The organism is Microbacterium sp. cf332 (assembly GCF_900102175.1).
Taxonomy (GTDB): domain Bacteria; phylum Actinomycetota; class Actinomycetes; order Actinomycetales; family Microbacteriaceae; genus Microbacterium.
The window spans coordinates 325,647-348,452 of the sequence record NZ_FNKN01000003.1; the positions used below are offsets into that span (position 1 = coordinate 325,647).

The 22,806-nt window shown below is 70.1% G+C and carries 22 protein-coding genes; 18 read left to right on the plus strand and 4 right to left on the minus strand.

What is annotated here, in order from left to right; genetic code table 11:
- Window positions 1-110: 110 nt before the first annotated feature.
- From atpB to BLT21_RS13195, 15 genes are all read left to right on the plus strand, one after another.
- Window positions 111-887 carry a F0F1 ATP synthase subunit A gene (gene atpB / locus BLT21_RS13125; protein ID WP_371113446.1) on the plus strand — a complete coding sequence of 259 codons (777 nt, stop codon included), beginning with the start codon at window positions 111-113 and terminating at the stop codon, window positions 885-887.
- 43 nt (window positions 888-930) lie between these two features.
- Window positions 931-1,170, plus strand: a complete 240-nt coding sequence (gene atpE / locus BLT21_RS13130; protein WP_091502856.1) for a F0F1 ATP synthase subunit C — start codon at window positions 931-933, stop codon at window positions 1,168-1,170.
- A 31-nt stretch (window positions 1,171-1,201) separates the two neighbouring features.
- A complete protein-coding gene (locus BLT21_RS13135; protein ID WP_091503464.1) occupies window positions 1,202-1,753 on the plus strand; it encodes a F0F1 ATP synthase subunit B in 552 nt (183 codons plus the stop codon).
- Window positions 1,753-2,541: a F0F1 ATP synthase subunit delta gene (locus BLT21_RS13140; RefSeq protein WP_091502858.1), complete on the plus strand. Its 789-nt coding sequence runs from the start codon at window positions 1,753-1,755 to the stop codon at window positions 2,539-2,541. Before BLT21_RS13135 ends, BLT21_RS13140 begins: the two co-directional genes overlap by 1 nt.
- A gap of 72 nt (window positions 2,542-2,613) precedes the next feature.
- Entirely contained in the window at window positions 2,614-4,254 is a 1,641-nt protein-coding gene (gene atpA, locus BLT21_RS13145) for a F0F1 ATP synthase subunit alpha (RefSeq protein ID WP_091502859.1), read from the plus strand.
- Between the two features lie 18 nt (window positions 4,255-4,272).
- Complete coding sequence (locus tag BLT21_RS13150; RefSeq protein ID WP_091502860.1) at window positions 4,273-5,175, plus strand: F0F1 ATP synthase subunit gamma; 903 nt, start codon at window positions 4,273-4,275, stop codon at window positions 5,173-5,175.
- A 21-nt stretch (window positions 5,176-5,196) separates the two neighbouring features.
- Window positions 5,197-6,642: a F0F1 ATP synthase subunit beta gene (atpD, locus tag BLT21_RS13155; RefSeq protein ID WP_091502862.1), complete on the plus strand. Its 1,446-nt coding sequence runs from the start codon at window positions 5,197-5,199 to the stop codon at window positions 6,640-6,642.
- A gap of 1 nt (window position 6,643) precedes the next feature.
- The gene (locus BLT21_RS13160) at window positions 6,644-6,901 is read left to right on the plus strand and encodes a F0F1 ATP synthase subunit epsilon (RefSeq protein ID WP_091502864.1); all 258 of its coding nucleotides are present in this window, start codon (window positions 6,644-6,646) and stop codon (window positions 6,899-6,901) included.
- 81 nt (window positions 6,902-6,982) lie between these two features.
- Window positions 6,983-7,735, plus strand: coding sequence for a YaaA family protein (locus tag BLT21_RS13165; protein WP_091502865.1), 753 nt, complete (start codon window positions 6,983-6,985; stop codon window positions 7,733-7,735).
- 119 nt (window positions 7,736-7,854) lie between these two features.
- Window positions 7,855-8,538, plus strand: a complete 684-nt coding sequence (locus BLT21_RS13170; RefSeq protein WP_091502866.1) for a hypothetical protein — start codon at window positions 7,855-7,857, stop codon at window positions 8,536-8,538.
- A 64-nt stretch (window positions 8,539-8,602) separates the two neighbouring features.
- The gene (locus BLT21_RS13175; protein ID WP_091502868.1) at window positions 8,603-9,586 is read left to right on the plus strand and encodes an aldo/keto reductase; all 984 of its coding nucleotides are present in this window, start codon (window positions 8,603-8,605) and stop codon (window positions 9,584-9,586) included.
- 72 nt (window positions 9,587-9,658) lie between these two features.
- The gene (locus BLT21_RS13180; RefSeq protein ID WP_091502870.1) at window positions 9,659-10,501 is read left to right on the plus strand and encodes a PP2C family protein-serine/threonine phosphatase; all 843 of its coding nucleotides are present in this window, start codon (window positions 9,659-9,661) and stop codon (window positions 10,499-10,501) included.
- A 67-nt stretch (window positions 10,502-10,568) separates the two neighbouring features.
- Window positions 10,569-13,301, plus strand: a complete 2,733-nt coding sequence (locus tag BLT21_RS13185; protein ID WP_091502872.1) for an FtsK/SpoIIIE domain-containing protein — start codon at window positions 10,569-10,571, stop codon at window positions 13,299-13,301.
- 61 nt (window positions 13,302-13,362) lie between these two features.
- The gene (locus tag BLT21_RS13190) at window positions 13,363-14,886 is read left to right on the plus strand and encodes an APC family permease (RefSeq protein ID WP_371113453.1); all 1,524 of its coding nucleotides are present in this window, start codon (window positions 13,363-13,365) and stop codon (window positions 14,884-14,886) included.
- A 9-nt stretch (window positions 14,887-14,895) separates the two neighbouring features.
- Window positions 14,896-16,119: a saccharopine dehydrogenase family protein gene (locus BLT21_RS13195; RefSeq protein WP_091503467.1), complete on the plus strand. Its 1,224-nt coding sequence runs from the start codon at window positions 14,896-14,898 to the stop codon at window positions 16,117-16,119.
- A gap of 58 nt (window positions 16,120-16,177) precedes the next feature.
- Here BLT21_RS13195 and ald read toward each other — a convergent pair whose 3' ends face one another.
- Both ald and BLT21_RS13205 read right to left on the minus strand, forming a co-directional pair.
- Window positions 16,178-17,293, minus strand: a complete 1,116-nt coding sequence (ald, locus tag BLT21_RS13200) for an alanine dehydrogenase (protein ID WP_091502876.1) — start codon at window positions 17,291-17,293, stop codon at window positions 16,178-16,180.
- A gap of 34 nt (window positions 17,294-17,327) precedes the next feature.
- Window positions 17,328-18,317 (minus strand): asparaginase, encoded by a 990-nt coding sequence (locus BLT21_RS13205; RefSeq protein WP_091502878.1) that lies wholly within the window; start codon window positions 18,315-18,317, stop codon window positions 17,328-17,330.
- Between the two features lie 52 nt (window positions 18,318-18,369).
- Between BLT21_RS13205 and BLT21_RS13210 the strand changes: the two genes are divergently transcribed.
- Complete coding sequence (locus tag BLT21_RS13210) at window positions 18,370-18,849, plus strand: OsmC family protein (RefSeq protein WP_091502880.1); 480 nt, start codon at window positions 18,370-18,372, stop codon at window positions 18,847-18,849.
- 28 nt (window positions 18,850-18,877) lie between these two features.
- Here the strand turns inward: BLT21_RS13210 and BLT21_RS13215 are convergent, their stop codons facing one another.
- On the minus strand, window positions 18,878-19,681 hold the full coding sequence (locus tag BLT21_RS13215) for a lysophospholipid acyltransferase family protein (RefSeq protein WP_371113454.1): 804 nt from the start codon (window positions 19,679-19,681) through the stop codon (window positions 18,878-18,880).
- 213 nt (window positions 19,682-19,894) lie between these two features.
- Here BLT21_RS13215 and BLT21_RS13220 point away from each other — a divergent pair, with 213 nt between their 5' ends.
- A complete protein-coding gene (locus tag BLT21_RS13220) occupies window positions 19,895-20,872 on the plus strand; it encodes an FKBP-type peptidyl-prolyl cis-trans isomerase (RefSeq protein ID WP_091502882.1) in 978 nt (325 codons plus the stop codon).
- 36 nt (window positions 20,873-20,908) lie between these two features.
- Window positions 20,909-21,994 carry a 1-deoxy-D-xylulose-5-phosphate reductoisomerase gene (locus BLT21_RS13225; RefSeq protein WP_091502883.1) on the plus strand — a complete coding sequence of 362 codons (1,086 nt, stop codon included), beginning with the start codon at window positions 20,909-20,911 and terminating at the stop codon, window positions 21,992-21,994.
- Window positions 21,995-22,002: 8 nt separating this feature from the next.
- Here the strand turns inward: BLT21_RS13225 and pflA are convergent, their stop codons facing one another.
- Window positions 22,003-22,806 carry a pyruvate formate-lyase-activating protein gene (gene pflA, locus BLT21_RS13230; protein WP_256336101.1) on the minus strand — a complete coding sequence of 268 codons (804 nt, stop codon included), beginning with the start codon at window positions 22,804-22,806 and terminating at the stop codon, window positions 22,003-22,005.

Here is a 22,806-nt window from a genome sequence, read left to right on the forward strand (position 1 = left end):
CAGCGGCGACGCTGAGGCCCCGTGAAGATCTCTTCTCATACTTACCGAGCTGGTTCACGCTGGCACGAGAAGCTGGAGCCAACCCGTTGACTCAAGCGGCAATGATCGCCATGGCGGCCGATAACGAATTCCACCCGCCCTCCATCAGTGACTTCTTCCCCGAGGTCCTGCTTTTTGAAGGCACTCCGTTCGCATTCACGCGGATCTCGATGGTTCAGCTGATCGCGACCGCGGTGCTCGTGCTCGTCCTCGTGATCGGCGCCCGACGCATGACGGTTGTTCCGGGACGATTCCAGAGCGTTCTGGAACTCGGGTTCGGGTTCGTGCGCGAGCAGGTCGCATACCAGGTTCTCGGAGAGAAGGACGGCAAGCGGTTCCTCCCCGTCCTGACGTCACTGTTCTTCGGCATCCTCTTCCTGAACCTCACGGGCATCATCCCGTTCCTCAACATCGCGGGTACCGCGGTCGCGGGGGCGCCGTTGATGTTCGCCCTCGTTGCATACGTCGTCTTCGTATATGCCGGTCTGAAGAAGCACGGGCCCGGTCGGTTCCTGAAGAACTCGCTGGTGCCGAGCGGTGTGCCGGTTCTGATCGTGCCTCTGATCGCCCTGATCGAGCTCATCTCGATCTTCGTGGCCCGGCCCTTCTCGCTGTTCCTGCGACTACTGGCCAACATGATGGTCGGTCATCTCATGCTCGTGCTGTTCTTCGCAGCCACCCAGTTCTTCCTGATGAGCTTCAACTGGTTCTCGATCCTGGCGGCCGGTACCCTCGCGATGGGTTTCGCCTTCACCCTGTTCGAGATCTTCGTTGCTGCGTTGCAGGCATACATCTTCACCATCCTGACGGCGGTCTACATCCAGCTCGCCGTCGCCGAAGAGCACTGACGATCAGCCACCCGGCTGGTCGCCCTACGAAAGGAAAAATCCAGTGGACGCTACGACGATTCTTGCCGCCGTCACCGGAAACATCGCCACCGTCGGCTATGGCCTCGCCGCCATCGGCCCGGCCATCGGCCTCGGCATCATGATCGGCAAGACGATCGAGTCGACGGCTCGTCAGCCCGAACTCGCGGGACGCCTGCAGGTGACGATGTTCATCGGTATCGGCCTCATCGAGATCCTCGCGCTGATCGGCATCGCAACGCCGTTCATCTTCAACGCGCTCTGATCCGCTCGCCATTCACCAAGAGGGAGGCATGATGGTCGACGCACTGCTCACCGTCGCCGCCGAAGAGGGCTCCGGTAACCCGCTGCTGCCCGCCTACTACGACATCATCTGGTCGGGCGTCTGCTTCGTCATCATCGTTCTCGTTGTCGTCTTCTACGCGCTGCCCCGTGTCACCACGGTGCTCGACGCGCGCAGCGCGGCCATCGAGGGCAACATCGCCAAGGCCGACGAGGCTCAGCGCAAGGCCGAGGCGGCGCTCGAGGAGTACACCGCCCAGCTCGCCGACGCCCGCAAGGAAGCCGGCGAGATCCGTGACGCCGCTCGCGAGGACGGTCGCAAGATCGTCAGCGAGGCGAAGCAGAACGCGTCGGCCGAGGCCGAGCGTCTCACCGCCGCAGCGCACACGCAGATCGAAGCCGAGCGCCAGGCGGCCGTCGTGTCGCTCCGCAGCGAGGTCGGCACGCTGGCCCTCGACCTGGCCGGCGGCGTGATCGGCGAGACCCTGTCGGACGACCAGAAGGCTCAGGCCGTCGTCGACCGCTTCCTCACCGACCTCGAGGCCTCCGAGAAGGCGTCGAACTGATGGGCAGCGCGACCACTCAGGCTCTCGCCGCGACGACGGCGGCGGTCGCCGAGACTCCCGGGCTGACGCTCGACGTCTCGCGCGAGCTGTTCGTCGCCGCGCGGGCTCTGGCGGACTCGCCGCAGCTGAGCGGCGCGCTGACGGACAACGCGGCCTCGTCGTCTGCCCGCGACAAGGTCGTCGGCGATGTGTTCGGTCCGGCCTTCGCGGCGCAGACCGTCTCACTGCTGCGCACCGCTGCGGGTCAGCGCTGGTCGTCGGCCGACGACTTCGTCGACGCCGTCGAGGAGCTGGCGATCCGTGTCGCGGCCGTCGCCGATGCGGGTGACCTCGAGAACGAGCTGTTCGGTGTGCTGCACACCATCTCGGCGAACCCGCAGCTCGAGCTCGCGCTCGGCAGCCGTCTCGGTGAGCAGTCGGCCAAGGGAGCTCTCGTCGAGCGTCTGCTCGATGGACGCGGCGGCGACGGCACCCGTCTGGTCGCCTCGTCGGTCGTGCAGCGCCCGCGCGAGCGTCGTGTACGTCAGCTGCTCGAGCGCGCCATCCGCATCGTGTCGAGCCAGCGCGGCCGCATCGTGGCGAGCGTCCGAACGGCGACCGCCCTGAACGACCAGCAGCGCTCGCGGCTGGCCGAGACCCTCTCGAGCCGATACGGCACGCCCGTCTCGCTCAACCTCGTCGTCGACCCCGCGGTCGTCGGCGGGCTGCGCATCGAGATCGGCGACGACGTCATCGACGCGACCGTCGCCTCCCGCCTCTCCGATCTCCGCCAGCGACTGGCGGGCTGACCCACCTCCCGCCCTCCCGGGCGCATCGGCCGGACGCATCCGGACCCACAGACTCAGGACCGAAGGAACACCATGGCAGAACTGTCCATCAGCCCGGATGTCATCCGTGACGCGCTGAAAGACTTCGTCGCCGCGTACGAGCCCACCGGGGCCGCCGCGACCGAGGTCGGCACCGTCGTCGACGCGGCCGACGGCATCGCCCACGTCGAGGGTCTGCCCGGCGTCATGGCGAACGAGCTCGTCCGCTTCGAGAACGGCGTCGAGGGCCTCGCGCAGAACCTCGACGAGCACGAGATCGGTGTCGTCGTCCTCGGCGACTTCGCCGGGATCCAGGCGGGCCAGAAGGTCACCCGTACCGGCGAGGTGCTGTCGGTCGGCGTCGGCGAGGGCTACCTCGGCCGCGTCGTCGACCCGCTCGGCAACCCGATCGACGGACTCGGCGAGGTCGCGACCGTCGGGCGCCGCGCGCTCGAGCTGCAGGCGCCCGGCGTCATGCAGCGCAAGTCGGTCCACGAGCCGATGCAGACCGGAATCAAGGCCATCGACGCGATGATCCCCGTCGGCCGCGGCCAGCGCCAGCTCATCATCGGCGACCGCCAGACCGGCAAGACGGCGATCGCGATCGACACGATCATCAACCAGAAGGCCAACTGGGAATCCGGCGACGTCAACAAGCAGGTCCGCTGCATCTACGTCGCGATCGGCCAGAAGGGCTCGACCATCGCTTCGGTGAAGGGCGCGCTCGAGGACGCCGGCGCCATGGAGTACACGACGATCGTCGCCGCTCCGGCATCCGACCCCGCCGGCTTCAAGTACCTGGCCCCCTACACCGGCTCGGCCATCGGTCAGCACTGGATGTACGAGGGCAAGCACGTCCTGATCATCTTCGACGACCTGTCGAAGCAGGCCGAGGCGTACCGCGCCGTTTCGCTGCTCCTGCGTCGCCCGCCGGGCCGCGAGGCATACCCCGGCGACGTGTTCTACCTGCACTCGCGTCTGCTGGAGCGTTGCGCGAAGCTGTCCGACGAGCTGGGCGCCGGCTCGATGACGGGTCTGCCGATCATCGAGACGAAGGCCAACGACGTCTCGGCGTACATCCCGACGAACGTCATCTCGATCACCGACGGCCAGATCTTCCTGCAGTCCGACCTCTTCAACGCGAACCAGCGTCCCGCAGTCGACGTGGGCATCTCGGTGTCGCGCGTCGGTGGTGACGCCCAGGTCAAGTCGATCAAGAAGGTGTCGGGCACGCTGAAGCTCGAGCTCGCCCAGTACCGCTCGCTCGAGGCGTTCGCGATGTTCGCGTCCGACCTCGACGCCGCGTCGCGTCGTCAGCTGGCTCGCGGAGCCCGTCTGACCGAGCTTCTCAAGCAGCCCCAGTACTCGCCGTACCCCGTCGAGGAGCAGGTCGTCTCGATCTGGGCCGGCACCAACGGGAAGCTCGACACGATCGAGGTCGAGGACGTCCTGACCTTCGAGCGCGACCTGCTCGACTACCTCAAGCGCAACACGTCGATCCTCGACACGCTGCGTGAGACGAACGTGCTGGGTGACGACACCGTCGCCGAGCTCGAGAAGGTCGTCGACGCGTTCGTGCTCGAGTTCCAGGGCGGCAAGGGTCAGGCCATCAACAAGCCGGGCCACGAGGAGACCGCTGCTGCCGCGGCCGATGACGTGAACCAGGAGCAGATCGTCAAGGGCCGCCGCGGCTGACGCGGAGGACGACACACTATGGGCGCACAACTCCGGGTCTACAAGCAGAAGATCAGTTCTGCTCAGACGACCAAGAAGATCACGAAGGCGATGGAGCTCATCGCGGCTTCGCGCATTCAGAAGGCGATGGGACGCGTCCGCGCGTCCTCTCCCTTCGCGCGGGCCGTGACGCGTGCCGTCTCCGCGGTGGCGACCCACTCCGACGTCGAGCACCCGCTGACGACCGAGCGCGAGACGATCCGTCGCTCCGCGGTGGTCATCTTCGCCTCCGACCGCGGCCTCGCCGGCGCGTTCAACTCGCAGATCCTCCGCGAGGGTCTCGAGCTGGCCGAGCTGCTGCGGTCGCAGGGCAAGGACGTGGAGTACTACCTCATCGGCCGCAAGGCCGTCGGGTACTTCCAGTTCCGTCGGATGCGGGCTGCCGGCGAGTGGACGGGTGACACCGACACACCGCACTTCAGCACGGCCGAGCAGGTCGCCGGGGCCCTCCTCGACGCCTACGCTCAGGGCGGCGAGGACGGCGGCGTCGACGAGATCCACCTCGTGTACAACCGTTTCGTCAGCATGATGACGCAGACGCCCGAGTCGGTGCGTCTGCTGCCCCTCGAGGTCGTCGAGGCCGACGCTGCGACGGCGGACCAGGCTCCGGTCTATCCGCTGTACGAGTTCGAGCCCGACCCCGAGACGGTGCTCGACGCGCTGCTGCCGGTCTACGTCCAGAGCCGCGTGTTCAACGCGCTGCTCCAGTCGTCGGCCGCGAAGCACGCCGCGACACAGAAGGCGATGAAGTCGGCGAGCGACAACGCCGACAAGCTCATCACCGACTACACCCGCCTGCGCAACAACGCTCGCCAGGCCGAGATCACTCAGCAGATCGCCGAGATCGTCGGCGGCGCCGACGCTCTGGCGTCGGGCAAATAAGACCAACCGAAAGAGACAGACATGACCACCGTCACTGCCGAAGCCACGTCGGTCGTCGGCCGCGTTGCGCGCGTCACCGGCCCCGTCGTCGACATCGAGTTCCCGCACGACTCGATCCCCGACATCTACAACGCCCTCAAGACCACGATCACGATCGACGGCGAGTCGACCGAGATCACGCTCGAGGTCGCTCAGCACCTCGGCGACGACCTCGTCCGCGCCATCTCGCTGAAGCCGACCGACGGCATGGTCCGCGGCCAGGAGGTGCGCGACACCGGCGGACCCATCACGGTCCCCGTCGGCGACGTCACCAAGGGCAAGGTCTTCAACGTCACGGGTGACGTCCTGAACGCCGCCGAGGGCGAGACCGTCGAGGTCACTGAGCGCTGGGGCATCCACCGCCAGGCGCCGAGCTTCGACCAGCTCGAGTCCAAGACCCAGATGTTCGAGACCGGCATCAAGGTCATCGACCTCCTCACGCCCTACGTGCAGGGTGGAAAGATCGGCCTCTTCGGTGGTGCCGGCGTCGGCAAGACCGTCCTGATCCAGGAGATGATCCAGCGCGTCGCGCAGGACCACGGTGGTGTGTCGGTGTTCGCCGGTGTCGGTGAGCGCACCCGTGAGGGCAACGACCTCATCCACGAGATGGAGGAGGCGGGCGTGTTCGACAAGACCGCCCTCGTCTTCGGTCAGATGGACGAGCCGCCGGGAACGCGTCTGCGCGTCGCGCTCTCGGCGCTGACGATGGCGGAGTACTTCCGCGACGTGCAGAAGCAGGACGTGCTGCTCTTCATCGACAACATCTTCCGCTTCACGCAGGCCGGCTCCGAGGTCTCGACCCTGCTGGGTCGTATGCCGTCGGCCGTGGGCTACCAGCCGAACCTCGCCGACGAGATGGGTGTGCTCCAGGAGCGCATCACGTCGACGCGCGGTCACTCGATCACCTCGCTGCAGGCGATCTACGTGCCTGCCGACGACTACACCGACCCGGCCCCGGCGACGACGTTCGCGCACCTTGACGCCACGACCGAGCTCTCGCGTGAGATCGCGTCGAAGGGCCTCTACCCGGCCGTCGACCCGCTGAGCTCGACCAGCCGCATCCTCGACCCGCGCTACATCGGTGAGGACCACTACCGGGTGGCGACCGCCGTCAAGCAGATCCTGCAGAAGAACAAGGAACTGCAGGAGATCATCGCGATCCTCGGTGTCGACGAGCTCTCGGAAGAGGACAAGATCGTCGTGTCGCGTGCGCGCCGCATCCAGCAGTTCCTCTCGCAGAACACCTACATGGCGAAGAAGTTCACCGGCGTCGAGGGCTCCACGGTCCCGATCAAGGAGACCATCGAGTCGTTCGACGCGATCGTCAAGGGTGACTTCGACCACGTGGCCGAGCAGGCCTTCTTCAACGTCGGCGGTATCGGCGACGTCGAGGAGAAGTGGGCGAAGATCCAGAAGGAGAACAGCTGACATGGCTCTGACGGTCACGCTCGTCTCCGCCGAGGCGGAGGTCTGGTCCGGCGAGGCCACCCTCGTCGTGGCCAAGACGGTCGAGGGCGAGATCGGCTTCATGGCAGGTCACGAGCCGGTGCTGGCGATCCTCGCCGAAGGCCAGGTCCGCATCACCCAGCCCGGCGGCGCGAAGATCGTCGCCAACGCGCAGGACGGCTTCCTGTCGATGGAGGGCGACGAGCTCACCATCGTGGCAGGCAACGCCGCACTCGCCTGACGCGCACACGTCGCACGACACGACACGAGAGACCACGCCCTACGGGGTGTGGTCTCTCGTGCTGAGAGGGAGGACAATCGGATGCTGGTGCTGCTGCCGCCCTCGGAGACCAAGCGCGCGGGAGGGGCGGGGGCTCCTCTCGACCTCGACGCGCTGGCTCTGCCGCAGCTCGCGAGTCAGCGCCGGGAGGCCGTGGACGCTCTCGTCGCGCTCTCGGCGGATGCCGGCATCGCCGCTCGGGTGCTCAAGCTGAGCCCCCGGCAGTTGGGCGAGATAGACGTCAACGCCCAGATGGCGACCGCGCCGACCATGCCGGCGATCGACCGGTACACGGGCGTGCTCTTCGACGCGCTGGACGCTGCATCCCTCGACGCTGCGGGCCGGGCGTGGCTCGGCGCTCACGTCCTGATCCAATCCGCCCCGTTCGGCCCCGTCGGCGCGCTCGACGCCATCCCCGCCTATCGCCTGGCCGCCGGGACCGCGCTGCCCGGGATCGCCCCGATGCGCCGCCATTGGGCCGAAGCGACATCCGCGGCGCTGGCCGCGACGGGGGCGTCGTTCATCCTCGACCTGCGGTCCGAGGCCTACGTGGCGCTCGCGCCGGTGCCCGCCGCCGTGCCGTCGGCTTTCGTCCGGGTCGTCACCGCGGGTGCCGACGGCACCGTGCGGGCGCTGAACCACTTCAACAAGCACGCGAAGGGCGAGCTGACCCGCGCTCTCGCCGCTACGGGTGCCGCGATCGATTCGCGCGCCGCGTTCGTCGACTGGGCGGGCCGCAACGGGTGGAGCGTCCGCGCATCCGACCGGAGCGAAGAGCTCGAGCTCGTCGTCTGACGGCCGCGGCCGACAGGGCACGGCCGGCATTCCCGCACGCCCGCGCCCGGTTCGCTAGCATGAGCGGCGACCGGCGACACGATCGTGCCGTTCCGGGTCCTGACTGAGGAGGTCGTTTCATGCCGGACTACTACGACGGGAGCGGAGCGGGCGTGGGAGCCATCCTGGCCGTCATCTTCGTCCTGCTGCCCATCATCCTGATCCTCTCCCTCGCGGGATACGTCATCAGCTCCTTCTTCTACATGAGGATCTTCGAGAAGGCGGGCGTGCAGGGCAAATGGCGTGCGTGGGTCCCCGTGTACCGCGAGCTGGTCTTCGCGAAGCTCGGCGATCTGTCGCCCTGGGTCATGCTCGGCGCCATGGTGGCTGCTGCCGTCCTGACGAACATCCCCGCCATCGGCGGCATCTTCAGCTACGTCCTCTTCGCCGCCCTCGCCGTCGCCAGCTGGCGCGTCGGGCTGAAGCTCGGCAAGGACTGGCCCCTGGTCCTCCTCTACCTCATCCCCGGCATCGGTGGGCTGATCTGGCTGGGTATCGCCGCGTTCTCCAGCTCGCCGTGGAACCCGAATGTGACGCCCGCGCCGTGGCGCACCTCGTTCCTGCGCGACACGACCGTCTGGCAGGGCATCCCGGTGCAGCCGGACGGCGGAGCCGCTCCCGCCGCCGGCTACGGCGCCCCGTCCGCCGGATACGTCCCGCCGGCCGCGCCCGCGGCGCCGCAGGCGGGCTCGTACCCGCCGCCGGCCGGATCGTACCCGCCGCCGCCCGCCGAACCCCCGGCCTCGGACGCTCCGCGCCCGTGACTCCCGAGAGAGCCCCCGTCACGCGACGGGGGCTCTCTCGTCGATTCCGGGCTAGCGTGGGGGGATGGACGACGCAGTGCAGACCCGCAGACTCGGCTCCTCCGGACTCCTCGTGTCGGCGGTGGGACTGGGCTGCAACAACTTCGGTCGGCGGGGCACGCCGACGCAGTCGTTGGAGGGCACGGTCGCCGTCCTCGACGCCGCGCTCGACGCGGGCATAACCTTCTTCGACACGGCCGACATCTACGGCGGCGAGCCCGGGCTGTCGGAGACCCTGATGGGGGAGGCGTTGCGCGGGCGACGGGACGGCGTGGTCGTGGCCACGAAGTTCGGCCACAGCGCCGTCGATCTGGGCCTGCCCGGTGCCAAGGGCTCGCGGGCGTACATCCGGCGTGCGGTGGAGGCGTCGCTCGAAAGACTGCAGACCGACTGGATCGACCTCTACCAGCTCCACACCCCCGATCCGGAGACGCCGATCGAGGAGACTCTCGACGCGCTGTCCGAGCTCGTGCGCGAGGGCAAGGTGCGCTACGTCGGGCACTCGAACTTCACCGGTTGGCAGATCGCCGAGGCCGAGGCGGTCGCGCGGGCCCGGGGTGACGTGCCGTTCATCTCCGCGCAGAACCACTACAGCCTTCTCGCCCGCGCCGCCGAGCGCGAGGTGCTGCCGGCGGTCCGTCGGTACGATCGCGGCTTCCTGCCGTACTTCCCCCTGCACAACGGCTTGCTGACCGGCAAGTTCACGCGCGACCACATCCCGTCCGATTCCCGTGTCGCACGCGAGCGACGTCACCTCTGGGAGAAGGCGCCCTGGGATGCGCTCGACGCCTACCGCTCGTTCTGCGACGAGCGCGGCATCACGATGGTGCAGGCGACCTTCGGCTGGCTGCTCGCGCAGCCCGCGCTCAGCAGCGTCATCGCGGGCGCCACCTCAGCCGATCAGGTCCGGTCGAACGCCGCCGCGGCGTCGGCATGGCGCCCCAGCGCCGACGACCTCGCGACCATCGACGCGCTTTTCCCGCTGCCGGCCGACCCTGCGGCGGGGTAGCGGAATCACGCTCCGCGGGCGTGTCCACTAGAGTGTGACACGTCCATCCGTCCACGAAGGAAGAGTGACAGAGTGCCCGACCCCACGACCCAATCCCGGATCGTGGACGTCCCGTCCGGTGCGATCGAACTCCGCTGGGCCGCAGCCACCGACACCGGACGACGCCGCGACAGCAACCAGGACGCGCTTCTGGCGCAGTATCCGCTGTTCATCGTCGCCGACGGGATGGGCGGCCACATCGGCGGCGAGATCGCGAGTGCGAGCGCCGTCGACCGCCTGCGGGGAGTCGCCGACCGCGGCGTCGTCACCCCGGAGGACATCGAGGACGCGCTCGAGCGTGCGGTCGGAGACATCGCCGATCATCCCGAGACGACCGACGACGGCACGGGTACGACCGTCACGGGCGTCTACCTCGACGTCGTCGACGGCGAGCCGCAGTGGACGACCCTGAACATCGGCGACTCGCGCGTGTACCTCCTGCGCGATCAGGCGATCGCCCAGGTGACGACCGATCACTCCGTCGTGCAGGAGCTCGTCGCAGCGGGTCGCCTCAGCCCGGAAGAGGCCGAGCAGCACCCGTACGGCAACGTGATCACGCGCGCCGTCGGACCCAGCGACGGGGTCACCCCGGATTACGTCCGGCTCGACGTCGTCGACGGCGACCGCTTCGTGATCTGCAGCGATGGACTCACCAAAGAGCTGACCGATTACGGCATCCTGCATTTCCTGCTCGAGAACGCCGATCCCGCCGCCGCCGTGTCGGCGATGATGACGGCCGCCCTCGAGAACGGCGGCCGCGACAACGTGACCGTCATCGTGCTCGACGCGCACCTGCAGGGCGATGCGGGTGGCGCGACGGGCGAGGCTCCCGGCCCCCAGTCGTCCGACGCCGGTTCCTCCCCGGCCTCGGACTGAGCACCGACCTCCACCGAGGCGCGAGTGTCGGCCGCGCGGGCCGGTCGTCCGGGGTTGACTCGGCGACGTGCAGCACCCGGCTCTCCTCGATGACCCGATCCGCGTGCCCTCTCGGGCCCCGGAACCCCGCCGCGCGTCGTTCCCGTTCTGGGCCCTCGTGGTGCCGGTCGTCGGGGCGGTCGTCCTCTGGCAGGTGACCGGGTCGCCGACGGTGCTGTGGTTCGCCGCACTCGGACCCCTCGTCGCCCTCGCATCGATCCTCGACGCAGGGCGGATGGCGCGTCGCGAGCGGCGTCGCGCACAGCGGCGCGAGGCCGACGACCTGCGGCTCGCGCGTGCCGAACTCGATCGCCGGCACGCCGCAGAACGCGCCGCGCTGTGGCGGGCGACGCCCGACGCCGATCGTCTCGTCGAGCGCCCCGACGGGATCTGGCGAGCCGGCCCGGGCCGGGAGGTCGTCGTGGTCGGATCGGGTTCGGTCCCATCACGCGCGCGCATCGACGGGGATGCGGCAGCCGAGTTCCGCCGAGAGGCCGCCGTGCTCGCTGATGCGCCCATCGACGTGCCGCTCACGGCGGGCATCGCCGTCGTCGGTCCGCGCGCGGCGTCGGTCGCGGTGGCGCGCGCGCTCGTCGCGCAGATCTGCCTCGCCCATCCGCCCGGTGCGGTCCAGCTGATCGGCGTCGACGAGGAGTGGGCCGACGCGTTGCCGCATGCCCAGGTCGCGCGCGGACTGCGACTGTGGTGGGGCCGGGCGACGCTGCCCCCCGACGTCGATGCCACGATCATCTGCGCCGGCGCGGCTGCGCCTCCGCCGCAGTGCTCGGCGATCCTCCGTCTGATCGACACCGACGAGGCGGAGCTGACTTTCGAGGGTTCGTCGACGCGTGTGCGGCCCGCGGCCTGGGGCGCCGAGCGCGCTGCGGCGCTCGTCGACGTGCTCCGAGGCCACGAGGCCGCCGTCGGCGCCGGTCCGCTCGCCCCGATGGCGTTCGACGACCTGCCGCAGCGGCCGGATTCGGGCTCGCGGGTCGCGATCGGCGCCGGCCCGGCCGGTCCGGTCGAGGTCGACCTGGTCGACGACGGGCCCCACGCGATCGTCGTGGGGATGACGGGGAGCGGCAAGAGCGAGCTTCTCGTGACCTGGGTGACGGCTCTGGCGCGCAGCGCGCCGCCCGATCGCGTGAACTTCCTGCTCGTGGACTTCAAGGGCGGCCGCGCCTTCGACGCGCTCGCGCCGCTGCCCCACGTCGTGGGCGTCGTGACCGACCTCGACGAGTGCAACGCGGTGCGCGCCGTCGAGAGTCTCACCGCCGAGATACGCCGCCGGGAGCGCGTCCTCGCCGAGCACGGCGCACGGGACATCGGCGAGATCGCCGACGTGCTGCCGCGTTTGGTCATCGTCGTCGATGAGTACGCGGCGCTCACCCGGGCTCATCCGGGGATGCACGACCTGTTCGCCGATCTCGCCGCCCGGGGTCGTGCACTGGGTCTGCATCTCGTGCTCGCGACGCAGCGGGCCGAGGGCTTCCGCGACGCCGTGCTGGCCAACGCACCGCTGCGGATCGCGCTGCGCGTCGCCGATGCCGCCGACTCGCGGACCGTCCTGGGCTGCTCGGACGCGGCGGCGCTGCCGGGAGGGGTGGCGGAGCGCGGCACCGCACTCGTGCGGCGCGCCGCCGACACCGCGCCGCAGCTGATGCGGGTGAGCCTCTGCCCGCCGGCGGCCGTCGAGCGGATCGCGCGATCCTCGACGCGCGGTGCGCCCGCCCGCCGACCCTGGCTGCCGCCGCTTCCCTCGCGCGTCGCCCTCGACGGGCTGCGGCGCCCCGACACCGTGGTGCTCGGGGTCGCCGACGAGCCGGCCGAGCAGCGTCGCCGCGTGGTGTGCCTCGAGCCCGGCGCGCCCGGCGCGGCGGTCCTCGGTCGGGCGGGCTCGGGCCGCACCACACTTCTGCGGACCATCGCCGTACAGGCCGCTCGGGACCGGCTCTGCTGGGTTCCCGACGACCTCGAGCAGGCGTGGGACGTCATCGCGGGCCTCGACGACGTCCCGCGGGGGTGGGTGGTCGTGGTGGACGACCTCGACCTGCTCCTCACCCGGATGCCGGACGAGTACGCCGCTGCCGCCGCGGCATCCATCGAGCGCTGCGCACGGGAGGCGCGCGCCCGGGGCATCAGCGTCGTCTGCGCGGCGCAACGGATCACGGGCGCGGTCGGAAGGATCGTCGACCAGCTGCCGGACCGTGCCGTGCTCGCCGCCGTATCGCGGTCGGAGCACATCGCTTTCGGCGGTGACCCCGCGCATCACGACCCGGCGGCACCCGCCGGGCGCGGGCGATGGCACGGCGCGCTCGTGCAGTTCGCCGACACCGCGGCGCCGGCTCCGATCGGTGGAGATCCGCGCGCGCCGTCGGTCTTCCGGCCGAGTCACGCCGTCGCTCTCGTCGCCCCGCCGACCGCGGCCACGCGCATCGCGCTCCACCGCTGGCGCGACGCCGGCATCGAGGTGCGCAGCACAGAGGAGACGACCGAACTCCGCCCCGGACGCGTCGTCTGGGGCACACCCGAGGCGTGGCTCGGACGATGGCGTGCAGCAGCCGCGGCCGTCGCCGGGACGGGCGGACGGTGTCAGCTGGTCGTCGACGCCGGGTACGGGAGCGAGCTGCGTCTTCTCACCGGCAACCGGGCACTGCCACCCTTCGCGCACCCCGGTGGCGGGCGCGCGTGGCTCTTGGACACCCGAAGCGACCGCGTGCGCCGCGTCATCCTGACCGCGGCGGGCACCGCGCAGAGCTGACTCTTGCGCGGCGACGATGCACGGCCCTAGCGTGCAGCTTGTGACCACCTCTCCCATCGACATGCGGCGGGCTGACGGCAAGGGGCTCGCGGCCGGAACGCTGGGGTTGTGGGGCTCGACGGTGATCGGCCTCGCCTCGACCGCCCCCGTCTACTCGCTCGTCGCCACCCTCGGCTTCGTCGTCCTCGCTGTCGGCGCGCAGGCACCGATCGCGTTCGTCATCGCGTTCATCCCGATGCTCTTCATCGCTTTCGCCTACCGCGAGCTCAACAACGCCGTCCCCGACTGCGGCACGACGTTCACCTGGGGCACGAAGGCGTTCGGTCCGTGGGTCGGCTGGATGGGCGGCTGGGGCGTCGCCGTCGCGGGCATGGTTGTGCTCGCCAACCTCGCGCAGGTCGCCGGCATCTACTTCTGGTCTCTCTTCGGCGACGGCTCCCTCAGCGAGAACGTGCCGCTCGTCACCGCGACGGGCGTCGTCTTCATCGCCCTCATGACCTACGTCAGCTGGCGGGGCGTCGAGATCGGCGAGAAGCTGCAGAACGTCCTGCTGGCGGTGCAGTACCTGCTGCTGGCGGTGTTCGTCGTCTCGGCGCTCTGGCACTACTTCTCGGGGGAGGCGCCCGATCCCACGGCCTTCTCGTGGGATTGGCTGAACCCGTTCGCCTTCACGGACGCGAGCGGCTTCGTGCAGGCCATCCTGCTCGCCCTGTTCATCTACTGGGGGTGGGACACGTGCCTGGCGTTGAACGAGGAGACGAAGGACCCGACGCGCATCCCGGGCCGCGCGGCTGTGCTCACGACGATCATCCTGCTCGTGACCTACGTGGGTGTCACCATCTCGGCCATGATGTACGCGGGGCTGGGTGACGGGGCGACGGGCCTCGGCAACGAGGACATCGCCGACGACATCTTCCTCGCCCTCAAGGACGGCCTGCTCGGCCCGTTCTCGTGGGCGCTCGTCGTCGCGGTCATGATCTCCGCCATCTCGTCGACGCAGACGACCATCCTGCCCACGGCTCGCGGAACCCTCGCCATGGCCGCCTACCGGGCACTGCCGAAGGCGTTCCGCACGGTTCACCCGGTCTACCGGACGCCGTCGGTCTCGACGATCGTCGGCGGCGCGGTCGCGATCGTCTACTACATCGGGATGACGCTGATCAGCGACAACATCCTGCAGGACTCCATCCTCTCGCTGGGGCTCGCCATCGCCTTCTACTATGCGCTCACCGGGTACGCCTGCGCGTGGTACTTCCGTCACGACCTGCGGCGGTCTGCGCGCGACCTCGTGGTGAAGGGCGTGCTCCCGGTGGTGGGCGCGCTGATGCTCACGTACGCCTTCGTCCAGTCGGCGATCGACATGTGGGACGTCGACTACGGGTACACCGTGCTGCTCGGCATCGGCGGCACCTTCGTCCTCGGCATCGGCGCGCTCGCCCTCGGCGTCGTGCTCATGCTGCTCTGGTACCTCTTTCCCCGGTCGAAGCCGTTCTTCCGCGGAGAGAGTCTCAATCGCGACACCGAGGTGCTCGTCCCCGACGAACCCATCGAGTACCCGCGTTCGGTCGACGGCGGAAGGGGCTGACACATGAGCATGCGCATTCTCATCATCGGGGCGGGAGGCGTCGGTTCTGCGGCGGTCCGCCTCGCGGTGCGTCGCAGCTTCTTCGACACTCTCGTCATCGCCGACTACGAACCCGCGCGCCCGCAGCGCCTCGTCGACGAGGTGGGCGACAGTCGACTCGTCGCGGCGCAGGTCGACGCGTCGTCGGCCGACTCCGTCGCGACGTTGATCGGCGAGCACGCCGTCACCCATGTCCTGAACGCCGTGGACCCGCGCTTCGTCATGCCCATCTTCGAGGGCTGCTTCGCGGCACGCGCGACCTACCTGGACATGGCGATGAGCCTGTCGCGACCGCATCCCGAACGCCCCTACGAGGAACCGGGGATCAAGCTCGGTGACGAGCAGTTCGCTGCGGCCGCCGACTGGGAGGATGCCGGGCTGCTGGCACTCGTCGGCATGGGCGTCGAGCCCGGGATGTCTGACGTGTTCGCCCGGTACGCCGAGGACGAGCTCTTCGACGAGATCGAGAGCCTCGGGGTGCGAGACGGTGCCAACCTCGTCGTCGAGGGCTACGACTTCGCGCCGTCGTTCTCGATCTGGACCACGATCGAGGAGTGTCTCAATCCGCCCGTCGTGTACGAGGAGGGGCGCGGGTGGTACACGACGCCGCCCTTCTCCGAGCCGGAGGTCTTCGATTTCCCCGAGGGCATCGGTCCGGTGGAGTGCGTCAACGTCGAGCATGAAGAGGTCCTGCTGATGCCGCGGTGGACGTCCGCGAAGCGCGTCGACTTCAAATACGGTCTCGGCGACGAGTTCATCGAGGTGCTCAAGGTGCTGCACAAGCTCGGGCTCGACCGCACCGACCCCGTCACCGTCAAGGGGACGGCCGTCTCGCCGCGCGATGTCGTGGCGGCGTGCCTGCCCGATCCCGCCTCACTCGGCGATCGGATGACGGGCAAGACCTGCGCCGGTGTGGTGGTCACCGGCACCGGACGCGACGGCCGTCCGCGGTCGAGCTACCTCTACCACGTGGCCGACAACGAGCACACGATGAGGGAGTACGCCTCGCAGGCGGTCGTCCTGCAGACCGCGCTCGGGCCGGTGATCGCTCTCGAGCTGCTCGCGACCGGCGTGTGGACCGGCGTCGGGGTGCTGGGCCCCGAGGCCTTTCCCGCCACGCCCTTCCTCGACCTCCTCGCGTCGCCCGAGGGCCACGGCTCGCCCTGGGGCATCATGGAGCTGCCGGTCGCCTGACCGTGACCGACGCGACCCGAATCGCACCGCGCGACGGGCCGTCGTCGGTCGGAGCGCGTCAGGCCAGCGCGTCGACGAGCGGGCCCGCGGGCAGGCCGTGCGCCGCCGCGACGCCCTCATTGACGACGTGGCCGCCGGCGACGTTCAGGCCGGCCGCGAGCGCGCTGTCGGAGCGCAGGGCTCGCTGCCAGCCGTGGCGCGCGATCTGTCGAACGTAGGGGAGCGTCGCGTTCGTCAGCGCGGCGGTCGAGGTGTTCGGCACCGCGCCGGGCATGTTCGCCACGCAGTAGAAGACCGTGTCGTGTACCCGGAAGGTCGGTTCGGCGTGAGTCGTGGGGCGCGTGTCTTCGAAGCACCCGCCCTGGTCGACCGCGATGTCGACCAGAACCGATCCCGGTCGCATGCGCGCGACCGTCTCATTGCGCACGAGCTTCGGCGCCTTGGCACCCGGGATGAGGACCGAACCGATCACGAGGTCGGAGGCCACGACCGCCCGATCGAGATCGAGCGGGTTCGAGGCGGCGGTCTTGACCCGCCCCTGGAAGTGGTCGTCGAGGAAACGCAGCCGCTGGATGTTCGTGTCGAAGATCGTGACGTCCGAGCCCAGGCCCGCGGCGATGTAAGCGGCGTTGGCCCCGGCGACGCCGCCGCCGATGACGGTCACGGTCGCGGGGCGCGTGCCCGGCACCCCCGACATCAGCAGCCCGAGACCTCCCGCCGAGCGCAACAGGGTCGCAGCGCCGACGGTCGGCGCGAGCCGGCCCGCCACCTCGCTCATCGGAGCCAGCAGCGGCAGGCCGCCTCCCGGCAGTTGCACGGTCTCGTATGCGATCGCGGTCATGCCGCTCGCGACGAGCCGGTCGGTGAGCGGCCGGTCCGCGGCGAGGTGCAGATACGTGAACAGCACGAGGTCGTCGCGGAACCGGTGGTACTCGCTCGCGATCGGCTCTTTGACCTTCAGCAGCAGCTCCGCGCGCGCCCAGACCTCGTCCGCCTCCTCGACGAGCACCGCACCGGCCTCGTCGTACTCGGCGTCGGGCAGAGACGAGCCCGCGCCGGCGCCGCGCTGGACGAAGACCTCATGACCGGCGGCGACCAGGTCGTGCACACCCGCAGGGGTGAGCGCGACGCGGTACTCGTTGTTCTTGACCTCGCTGGGAACGCTGATGCGCATGGCAGTCCTTTCCACGCTCCCTCGTGAGGAGCCGCTACACCGTCGGCCGGATGATGCCGACGTTCTGTCCGCCGCCGAGGACGGCGAGCGGAAGATGGGAGATCACCCGGGCGACCGGCGCCGCCTCGAGCGCGCCGGCCCGGACGAGCAGTGTCAGCGCGATCGCCGTCGCCGCCCGGCCGTTGCCGTCGAGAACCTTGAGGGCCGCCGTGGTGCCGTCGGGAGCGACCATCACGAGCACACCCTCGGCGCCCGTCTTCGCGAAGACGCCGAGCCGCTCGATCGCGACCGTGTCGGGGCGCCCCGGGCCGTCGATCGTCCAGGGATTCTCGCGGACGGCGCGGACGAGCGAGCCCGCCATTCGGTGCAGCGCGAAAGGCGATCGCTCGCTCGCGGTTCCGATGCGCTGGATGGCGCGCCCGAGAGCGATGAGGCTCATCGCGTATACGGGGGCGCCGCACCCGTCGATCGCCGTCGCGGCGGCCTTGCTGCCGGTGAGGCGCTCGATGACCTCGCGGGTGTGGACCTGAAGGGGGTGCTCGGGATCGAGATACGTCGCCGTGTCCCAGCCGCTGGCGACGCAGGCCGACAGCATCGCGGCATGCTTCCCCGAGCAGTTCATGCGGATGCGGCTGGGGGAGCCGAGCTCGCGGACCATCTCGTCACGCGTCGCCGTGTCGCCGGGCCACGCCGCCGGGCAGCCCAGGTCGTCTTCGCCGAGGCCGGCGTCGTTGAGGATGTCGCGAACGACGGACACGTGCCGGTCGGTACCGGAGTGGCTGGCCGTCGCGAGGCCGAGACGTTCGCCCTCGAGCGGGGCGCCCGCGGTGAGGCTCGCAAGGGCCTGAAGAGGCTTCAGCGTCGAGCGCGGCAGGATCAGCGCGTCGACGTCGCCGAGCGTCCGGATGGGGGCGCCGTCGGCTCCGAGAACGACCGCGGCCCCGGCGTGTCGAGATTCGACGAAGCCGCTGCGCTCGACGACCGCGAGCTCGACGGCGGCGGGGACGGCGAAGGTCTGCGGCACCCCGACAGCCTACCGTCGTGGCACGCGCTGCGCGGCGTGTCAGACTGACCGCATGTTGGGTGAGCACCACTACTCCGTCCGCGCCGAATGGACCGGGAATCGCGGCACCGGGACGAGCGGATACCGCGATTACGACCGCTCCGTATCGCTGCGCGTCGACGGCAAGCCCGAGATCGCGGCCTCGAGCGACAAGCCGTTCCGTGGCGACCCGTCGCGGTGGAATCCCGAGGACCTGCTGCTCTCGGCGCTTGCCGAGTGTCACCTGCTGTCCTACCTCCACGCCTGCGTCACAGCAGGTGTGGTCGTCGTCGACTACCGGGACGACGCGATCGGGACGATGCGCGAGGACGGTCGCGGCGGGGGAGCGTTCACCGAGGTCGTGCTGCGGCCCCGGGTCGTGGTGGCGCAGGAGGAGATGCGCGAGCCTGCGCTCGCCGCGCACGCGCAGGCGAACGCCTGGTGCTTCATCGCGAACTCGGTCAACTTCCCGGTGCGTCACGAACCGACGATCGTGGTCGCCGCCTCGGACTGACCGTCCGCGCGACGGGACCGGGGGCGGGTCAGCGGCGCTCGTGCGGCAGGGCCTGCTTGATGCGCTCGACGGTGTTCTGCGGCGGTGCCTCGTTGTAGGCGCCCGCGAGCTCCTGTCCGGACAGGGCGTGGATGGCCGCCATGATCTCGTCCGTGGCGTTACGGCGCGCGCGTCCGGAGTCGGCGGGACCGTGGTGGCTCAGGTCGAGAGGCTCGCCGAAGCGCACGGTCACGCGCGGCCGGAGGCGGGGGAACTTCGCCCCGACCGGCATGATGTCGCTCGTCCCGATGAGTCCGACGGGGATGACGGGCGCGCCCGTCTGGAGCGCGAGGAACGCGACGCCGGTCCGGCCCTTGTAGAGGCGACCGTCGAGGGAGCGCGTGCCTTCGGGATAGAGGGCCGTGGACCATCCCGCATCGAGCATCTTCTTCTGCTGGTCGAGCGCGTCGAGAGCCGCCTGCCCCGCTCCCCGGCGCACCGGGAACGCGCCGGCGGCGAAGAAGAACTCGCGCGACAGCCAGCCGCGGAACCCGGTGCCGTCGAAATAGCTCGACTTCGCCAGGAACCTCACCGGTCGCGGCGATGCCATCGGGATGATGAACGAATCGATGAACGAGAGGTGGTTGCTGGCGAGGATGACAGCGCCCTTGCGCGGGAAGTGCTCGCGTCCCTCGATGCGGGGGCGGTAGAGCATGCGCGCGAGCGGCGCGAGAACCCAGCGTCCGATCACGTAGGTCAGGCCGATACCGGGCACGGCCTCGACCGCGTCGGGTGCGGCTTCGTGCTCGCCGGGCTCGCCTGACTGCGGCTCGGTTGCGTCAGCGTTCACCAGACGAGGCTACTGCGGATCGCATAACCCCGCGGACATGTGCAGCGCCGATGCGCCGCGCCGTCAGCTCCGACGGACGCCGACCCGACGCGAACAGTCGTCTCAGCATCGGGAAGACCGCCATCCCCGTCGGCTCGCGTGTCGGCCGTTCCCAGCGCACGCTGATGCGGGTGCGAGAGGATGGGTCTCCTCCATCCCCGATCGAAGAGGTCACTCGTGCGTCTGCGCCCGTTCGCCGCTCTGTCCGTCGTCGCCGTCTCGGCGCTCGCCCTCGCGGGCTGTGCCAGCGGGGATGCGCCCACCGAGTCGCCCACCCCGGACGCATCGGGCGCGGCTTCGCAGTGCCTGGTCGACGCGCAGCCCGGTGAGTCGTCCGACAGCATCGAGGTCTCCGGCTCCGCCCCTGACCTCACCGCGACGGTGGCCGCGGGGCTCGAGCCGGCCGAGATCGAGCGCACCATCACGACCGAGGGCGACGGTGAAGACCTCTACTCGGGCGACCTGGTGTCGGGCTCGTACGCGATCTACGACGGTGTCACCGGCGATCTCCTCGAGCAGTCGCGCGACACCTCGCCCGACGACACCGGCCTCGTGCCGGTGCTCCTCGACGCGCAGCAGTACTCGGTCTTCGTCGCCGCTCTCGAATGCGCGCCGCTCGGCTCGACCGCCGCGCTCGCGATCCCCGGTTCCGCTTTCGGAGAGAGCGGAACCCCCGTGGTCGTCGTGGCCGAGGGTGTCGAGAAGCTGTCGACCCGGGCGACCGGCACCGATGTGGCCCCGGTCGACGGGATGCCGACGGTCGAGCTCGCCGACGACGGCGCGCCCACCGTCACGCTTCCGGGTACCGACGCTCCCACCGAGGTGGAGCTGGCGAACCTTAAGACCGGTGACGGTGCCACCGTGCAGCCGGGCGACACCGCTTTCGTCCAGTACACCGGTGTCAAGTGGTCGGACGGCTCGGTGTTCGACTCGAGCTGGGACCGGGGTCAGCCGGCGGCGTTCCCCACGAACGGCGTCGTCACGGGCTTCCAGCAGGCGCTCGAGGGGCAGCAGGTCGGTTCGCAGGTCCTCGTCGTCATCCCGCCCGCCGCCGGTTACGGCGCACAGGAGGGCAGCGAGCTCCAGAACGAGACCCTCGTGTTCGTCGTCGACATCCTCGGCGTCCAGCGCACTCCGGCGCCCGCCGCCGGCTGACCATCCGGGCGGGACCCCACGGCCTAGGCTGACGGCATGCGTCGCGTCCTCATCCTCGGCTCCACCGGATCGATCGGGACGCAGGCGCTCGACGTCATCGCCTCGCGACGCGACCGCTTCGAGGTCGTCGGTCTTGCCGCCGGGTCGAACCGGGAGCTGATGGCAGAGCAGGCGACGCGCTTCGACGTCCGCCACACCGCTCTCGGTGCCGACGACGCGGAGCGCCTCGTGCGCGACGTCGACGCGGATGTCGTCCTCAACGGGATCACCGGATCGGTGGGCCTCGGCCCGACCCTCGCCGCGCTGGAGACCGGGCGCACCCTCGCGCTCGCCAACAAGGAGTCCCTCATCGTCGGCGGCGACCTCGTCACGTCGCTCGCGGCACCGGGGCAGATCGTCCCGGTGGATTCGGAGCACTCGGCCATCGCCCAGGCGCTGCGCTCGGGCGGGCCCGACGAGGTGCGCCGGCTCGTGCTGACGGCATCCGGTGGGCCGTTCCGCGGCCGTCGCCGCGACGAGCTCGCCGCCGTCACCCCCGCCGAAGCGCTCGCGCACCCGACCTGGGACATGGGACGCGTCGTGACCACCAACTCGGCGACCCTGGTGAACAAGGGGCTCGAGGTGATCGAGGCGCACCTGCTGTTCGGCGTGGACTACGACAGCATCGACGTCGTCGTGCACCCCCAGTCGATCGTCCACTCGATGGTCGAGTTCATCGACGGCTCGACCATCGCGCAGGCGTCACCGCCCGACATGCGTCTGCCGATCTCGCTCGGCCTCGACTGGCCCCGCCGTGTCGAGGGCGTCGGGGCCCCGCTCGACTGGACCCGTTCGAGCGAATGGACCTTCGAGCCGCTCGACGATGCCGCGTTCCCGGCGGTCGCCCTGGCCAAGCGCGTGGGGCGGGAGGGCGGGACCTATCCGGCGGTGTTCAACGCGGCGAACGAGCAGGCCGTCGAGGCGTTTCACGCGGGGGCGCTGAGCTTCCTCGGGATCGTGGAGACGATCGAGCGCGTCGTGGAGGCGCATGTCCCGCCGGGCGAGCTCACGCGCGCCTCTCTCGCGGCGGCGGAGACGTGGGCCCGAAGCGCCGCGGATCGTGCGATCTCCGCGGCCGGGTGACCGTCCCGTCAGTAGACGGTGAGACCGCGCGTGGCGAACTGACCGCGCACCCGGGCGAGCAGCTCCGCATCCGGCGTCGGCCGTCCGGCGAGGGGGTAGGCGATGCTCAGGCGCTCCCACTTCGACGTGCCCATCTGGTGGAAGGGCAGCACCTCGACCCGCTGCACGTTCTCCCACCGCGCGACGGTGTCGGCGACCGCCTCGACGTTCTCGACGGCATCCGTGAGTCCGGGCACGAGCACGAACCTGATCCACACCGGGGTGCCCCGAGCCGCGAGGCGGTCGCCGAACTCGATCGTCGGCTGCAGCTCGCGTCCGGTGACCTCGCGATAGGTGCCGGGCAGGCCCGACTTCACGTCGAGGAGCACGAGCGAGACGTCGTCGAGGAGGGCAGCGGATGCCGCGCGGCCGAGGTTTCCCGACGTGTCGAGGGCGACGTGGACGCCGAGGTCGGCCGCAGCCCGGGCCAGGCGCGTGACGAAGGCCGACTGCTGCAACGGCTCGCCGCCGGAGATCGTCAGCCCGCCGCCCGTCGCGCGGAATACCGGCAGGTACCGGCGCAGCCGGGCGACGACGTCGTCGAGGGCAGTGAGCTCGCCGTCGCGCTGACGCCAGGTGTCGGGGTTGTGGCAGTACTGGCACCGCAGCGGGCATCCCGCGAGGAAGAGGGTCATCCTGGTGCCGGGGCCGTCCACGGAAGTGACGAGCTCCCAGGAGTGCACACTCGCGATGTGCCCGGACCGTCGTGCGGCGAGACGGTCGTGACGGGGATCGCTCAGATCGGCGGTGCAGGCTTCGCCCGGCACCAGGAT

What these genes read in the sequence shown, in the direction of transcription:
- atpB (WP_371113446.1), top strand. Translation starts at nt 111, where the DNA reads ATGGCGGCCGATAACGAATTCCACCCGCCCTCCATCAGTGACTTCTTC.
- BLT21_RS13135 (WP_091503464.1), top strand. Translation starts at nt 1,202, where the DNA reads ATGGTCGACGCACTGCTCACCGTCGCCGCCGAAGAGGGCTCCGGTAAC.
- BLT21_RS13140 (WP_091502858.1), top strand. Translation starts at nt 1,753, where the DNA reads ATGGGCAGCGCGACCACTCAGGCTCTCGCCGCGACGACGGCGGCGGTC.
- atpA (WP_091502859.1), top strand. Translation starts at nt 2,614, where the DNA reads ATGGCAGAACTGTCCATCAGCCCGGATGTCATCCGTGACGCGCTGAAA.
- BLT21_RS13150 (WP_091502860.1), top strand. Translation starts at nt 4,273, where the DNA reads ATGGGCGCACAACTCCGGGTCTACAAGCAGAAGATCAGTTCTGCTCAG.
- atpD (WP_091502862.1), top strand. Translation starts at nt 5,197, where the DNA reads ATGACCACCGTCACTGCCGAAGCCACGTCGGTCGTCGGCCGCGTTGCG.
- BLT21_RS13160 (WP_091502864.1), top strand. Translation starts at nt 6,644, where the DNA reads ATGGCTCTGACGGTCACGCTCGTCTCCGCCGAGGCGGAGGTCTGGTCC.
- BLT21_RS13165 (WP_091502865.1), top strand. Translation starts at nt 6,983, where the DNA reads ATGCTGGTGCTGCTGCCGCCCTCGGAGACCAAGCGCGCGGGAGGGGCG.
- BLT21_RS13170 (WP_091502866.1), top strand. Translation starts at nt 7,855, where the DNA reads ATGCCGGACTACTACGACGGGAGCGGAGCGGGCGTGGGAGCCATCCTG.
- BLT21_RS13175 (WP_091502868.1), top strand. Translation starts at nt 8,603, where the DNA reads ATGGACGACGCAGTGCAGACCCGCAGACTCGGCTCCTCCGGACTCCTC.
- BLT21_RS13190 (WP_371113453.1), top strand. Translation starts at nt 13,363, where the DNA reads ATGCGGCGGGCTGACGGCAAGGGGCTCGCGGCCGGAACGCTGGGGTTG.
- BLT21_RS13195 (WP_091503467.1), top strand. Translation starts at nt 14,896, where the DNA reads ATGCGCATTCTCATCATCGGGGCGGGAGGCGTCGGTTCTGCGGCGGTC.
- ald (WP_091502876.1), bottom strand. Translation starts at nt 17,293, where the DNA reads ATGCGCATCAGCGTTCCCAGCGAGGTCAAGAACAACGAGTACCGCGTC.
- BLT21_RS13210 (WP_091502880.1), top strand. Translation starts at nt 18,370, where the DNA reads ATGTTGGGTGAGCACCACTACTCCGTCCGCGCCGAATGGACCGGGAAT.
- BLT21_RS13225 (WP_091502883.1), top strand. Translation starts at nt 20,909, where the DNA reads ATGCGTCGCGTCCTCATCCTCGGCTCCACCGGATCGATCGGGACGCAG.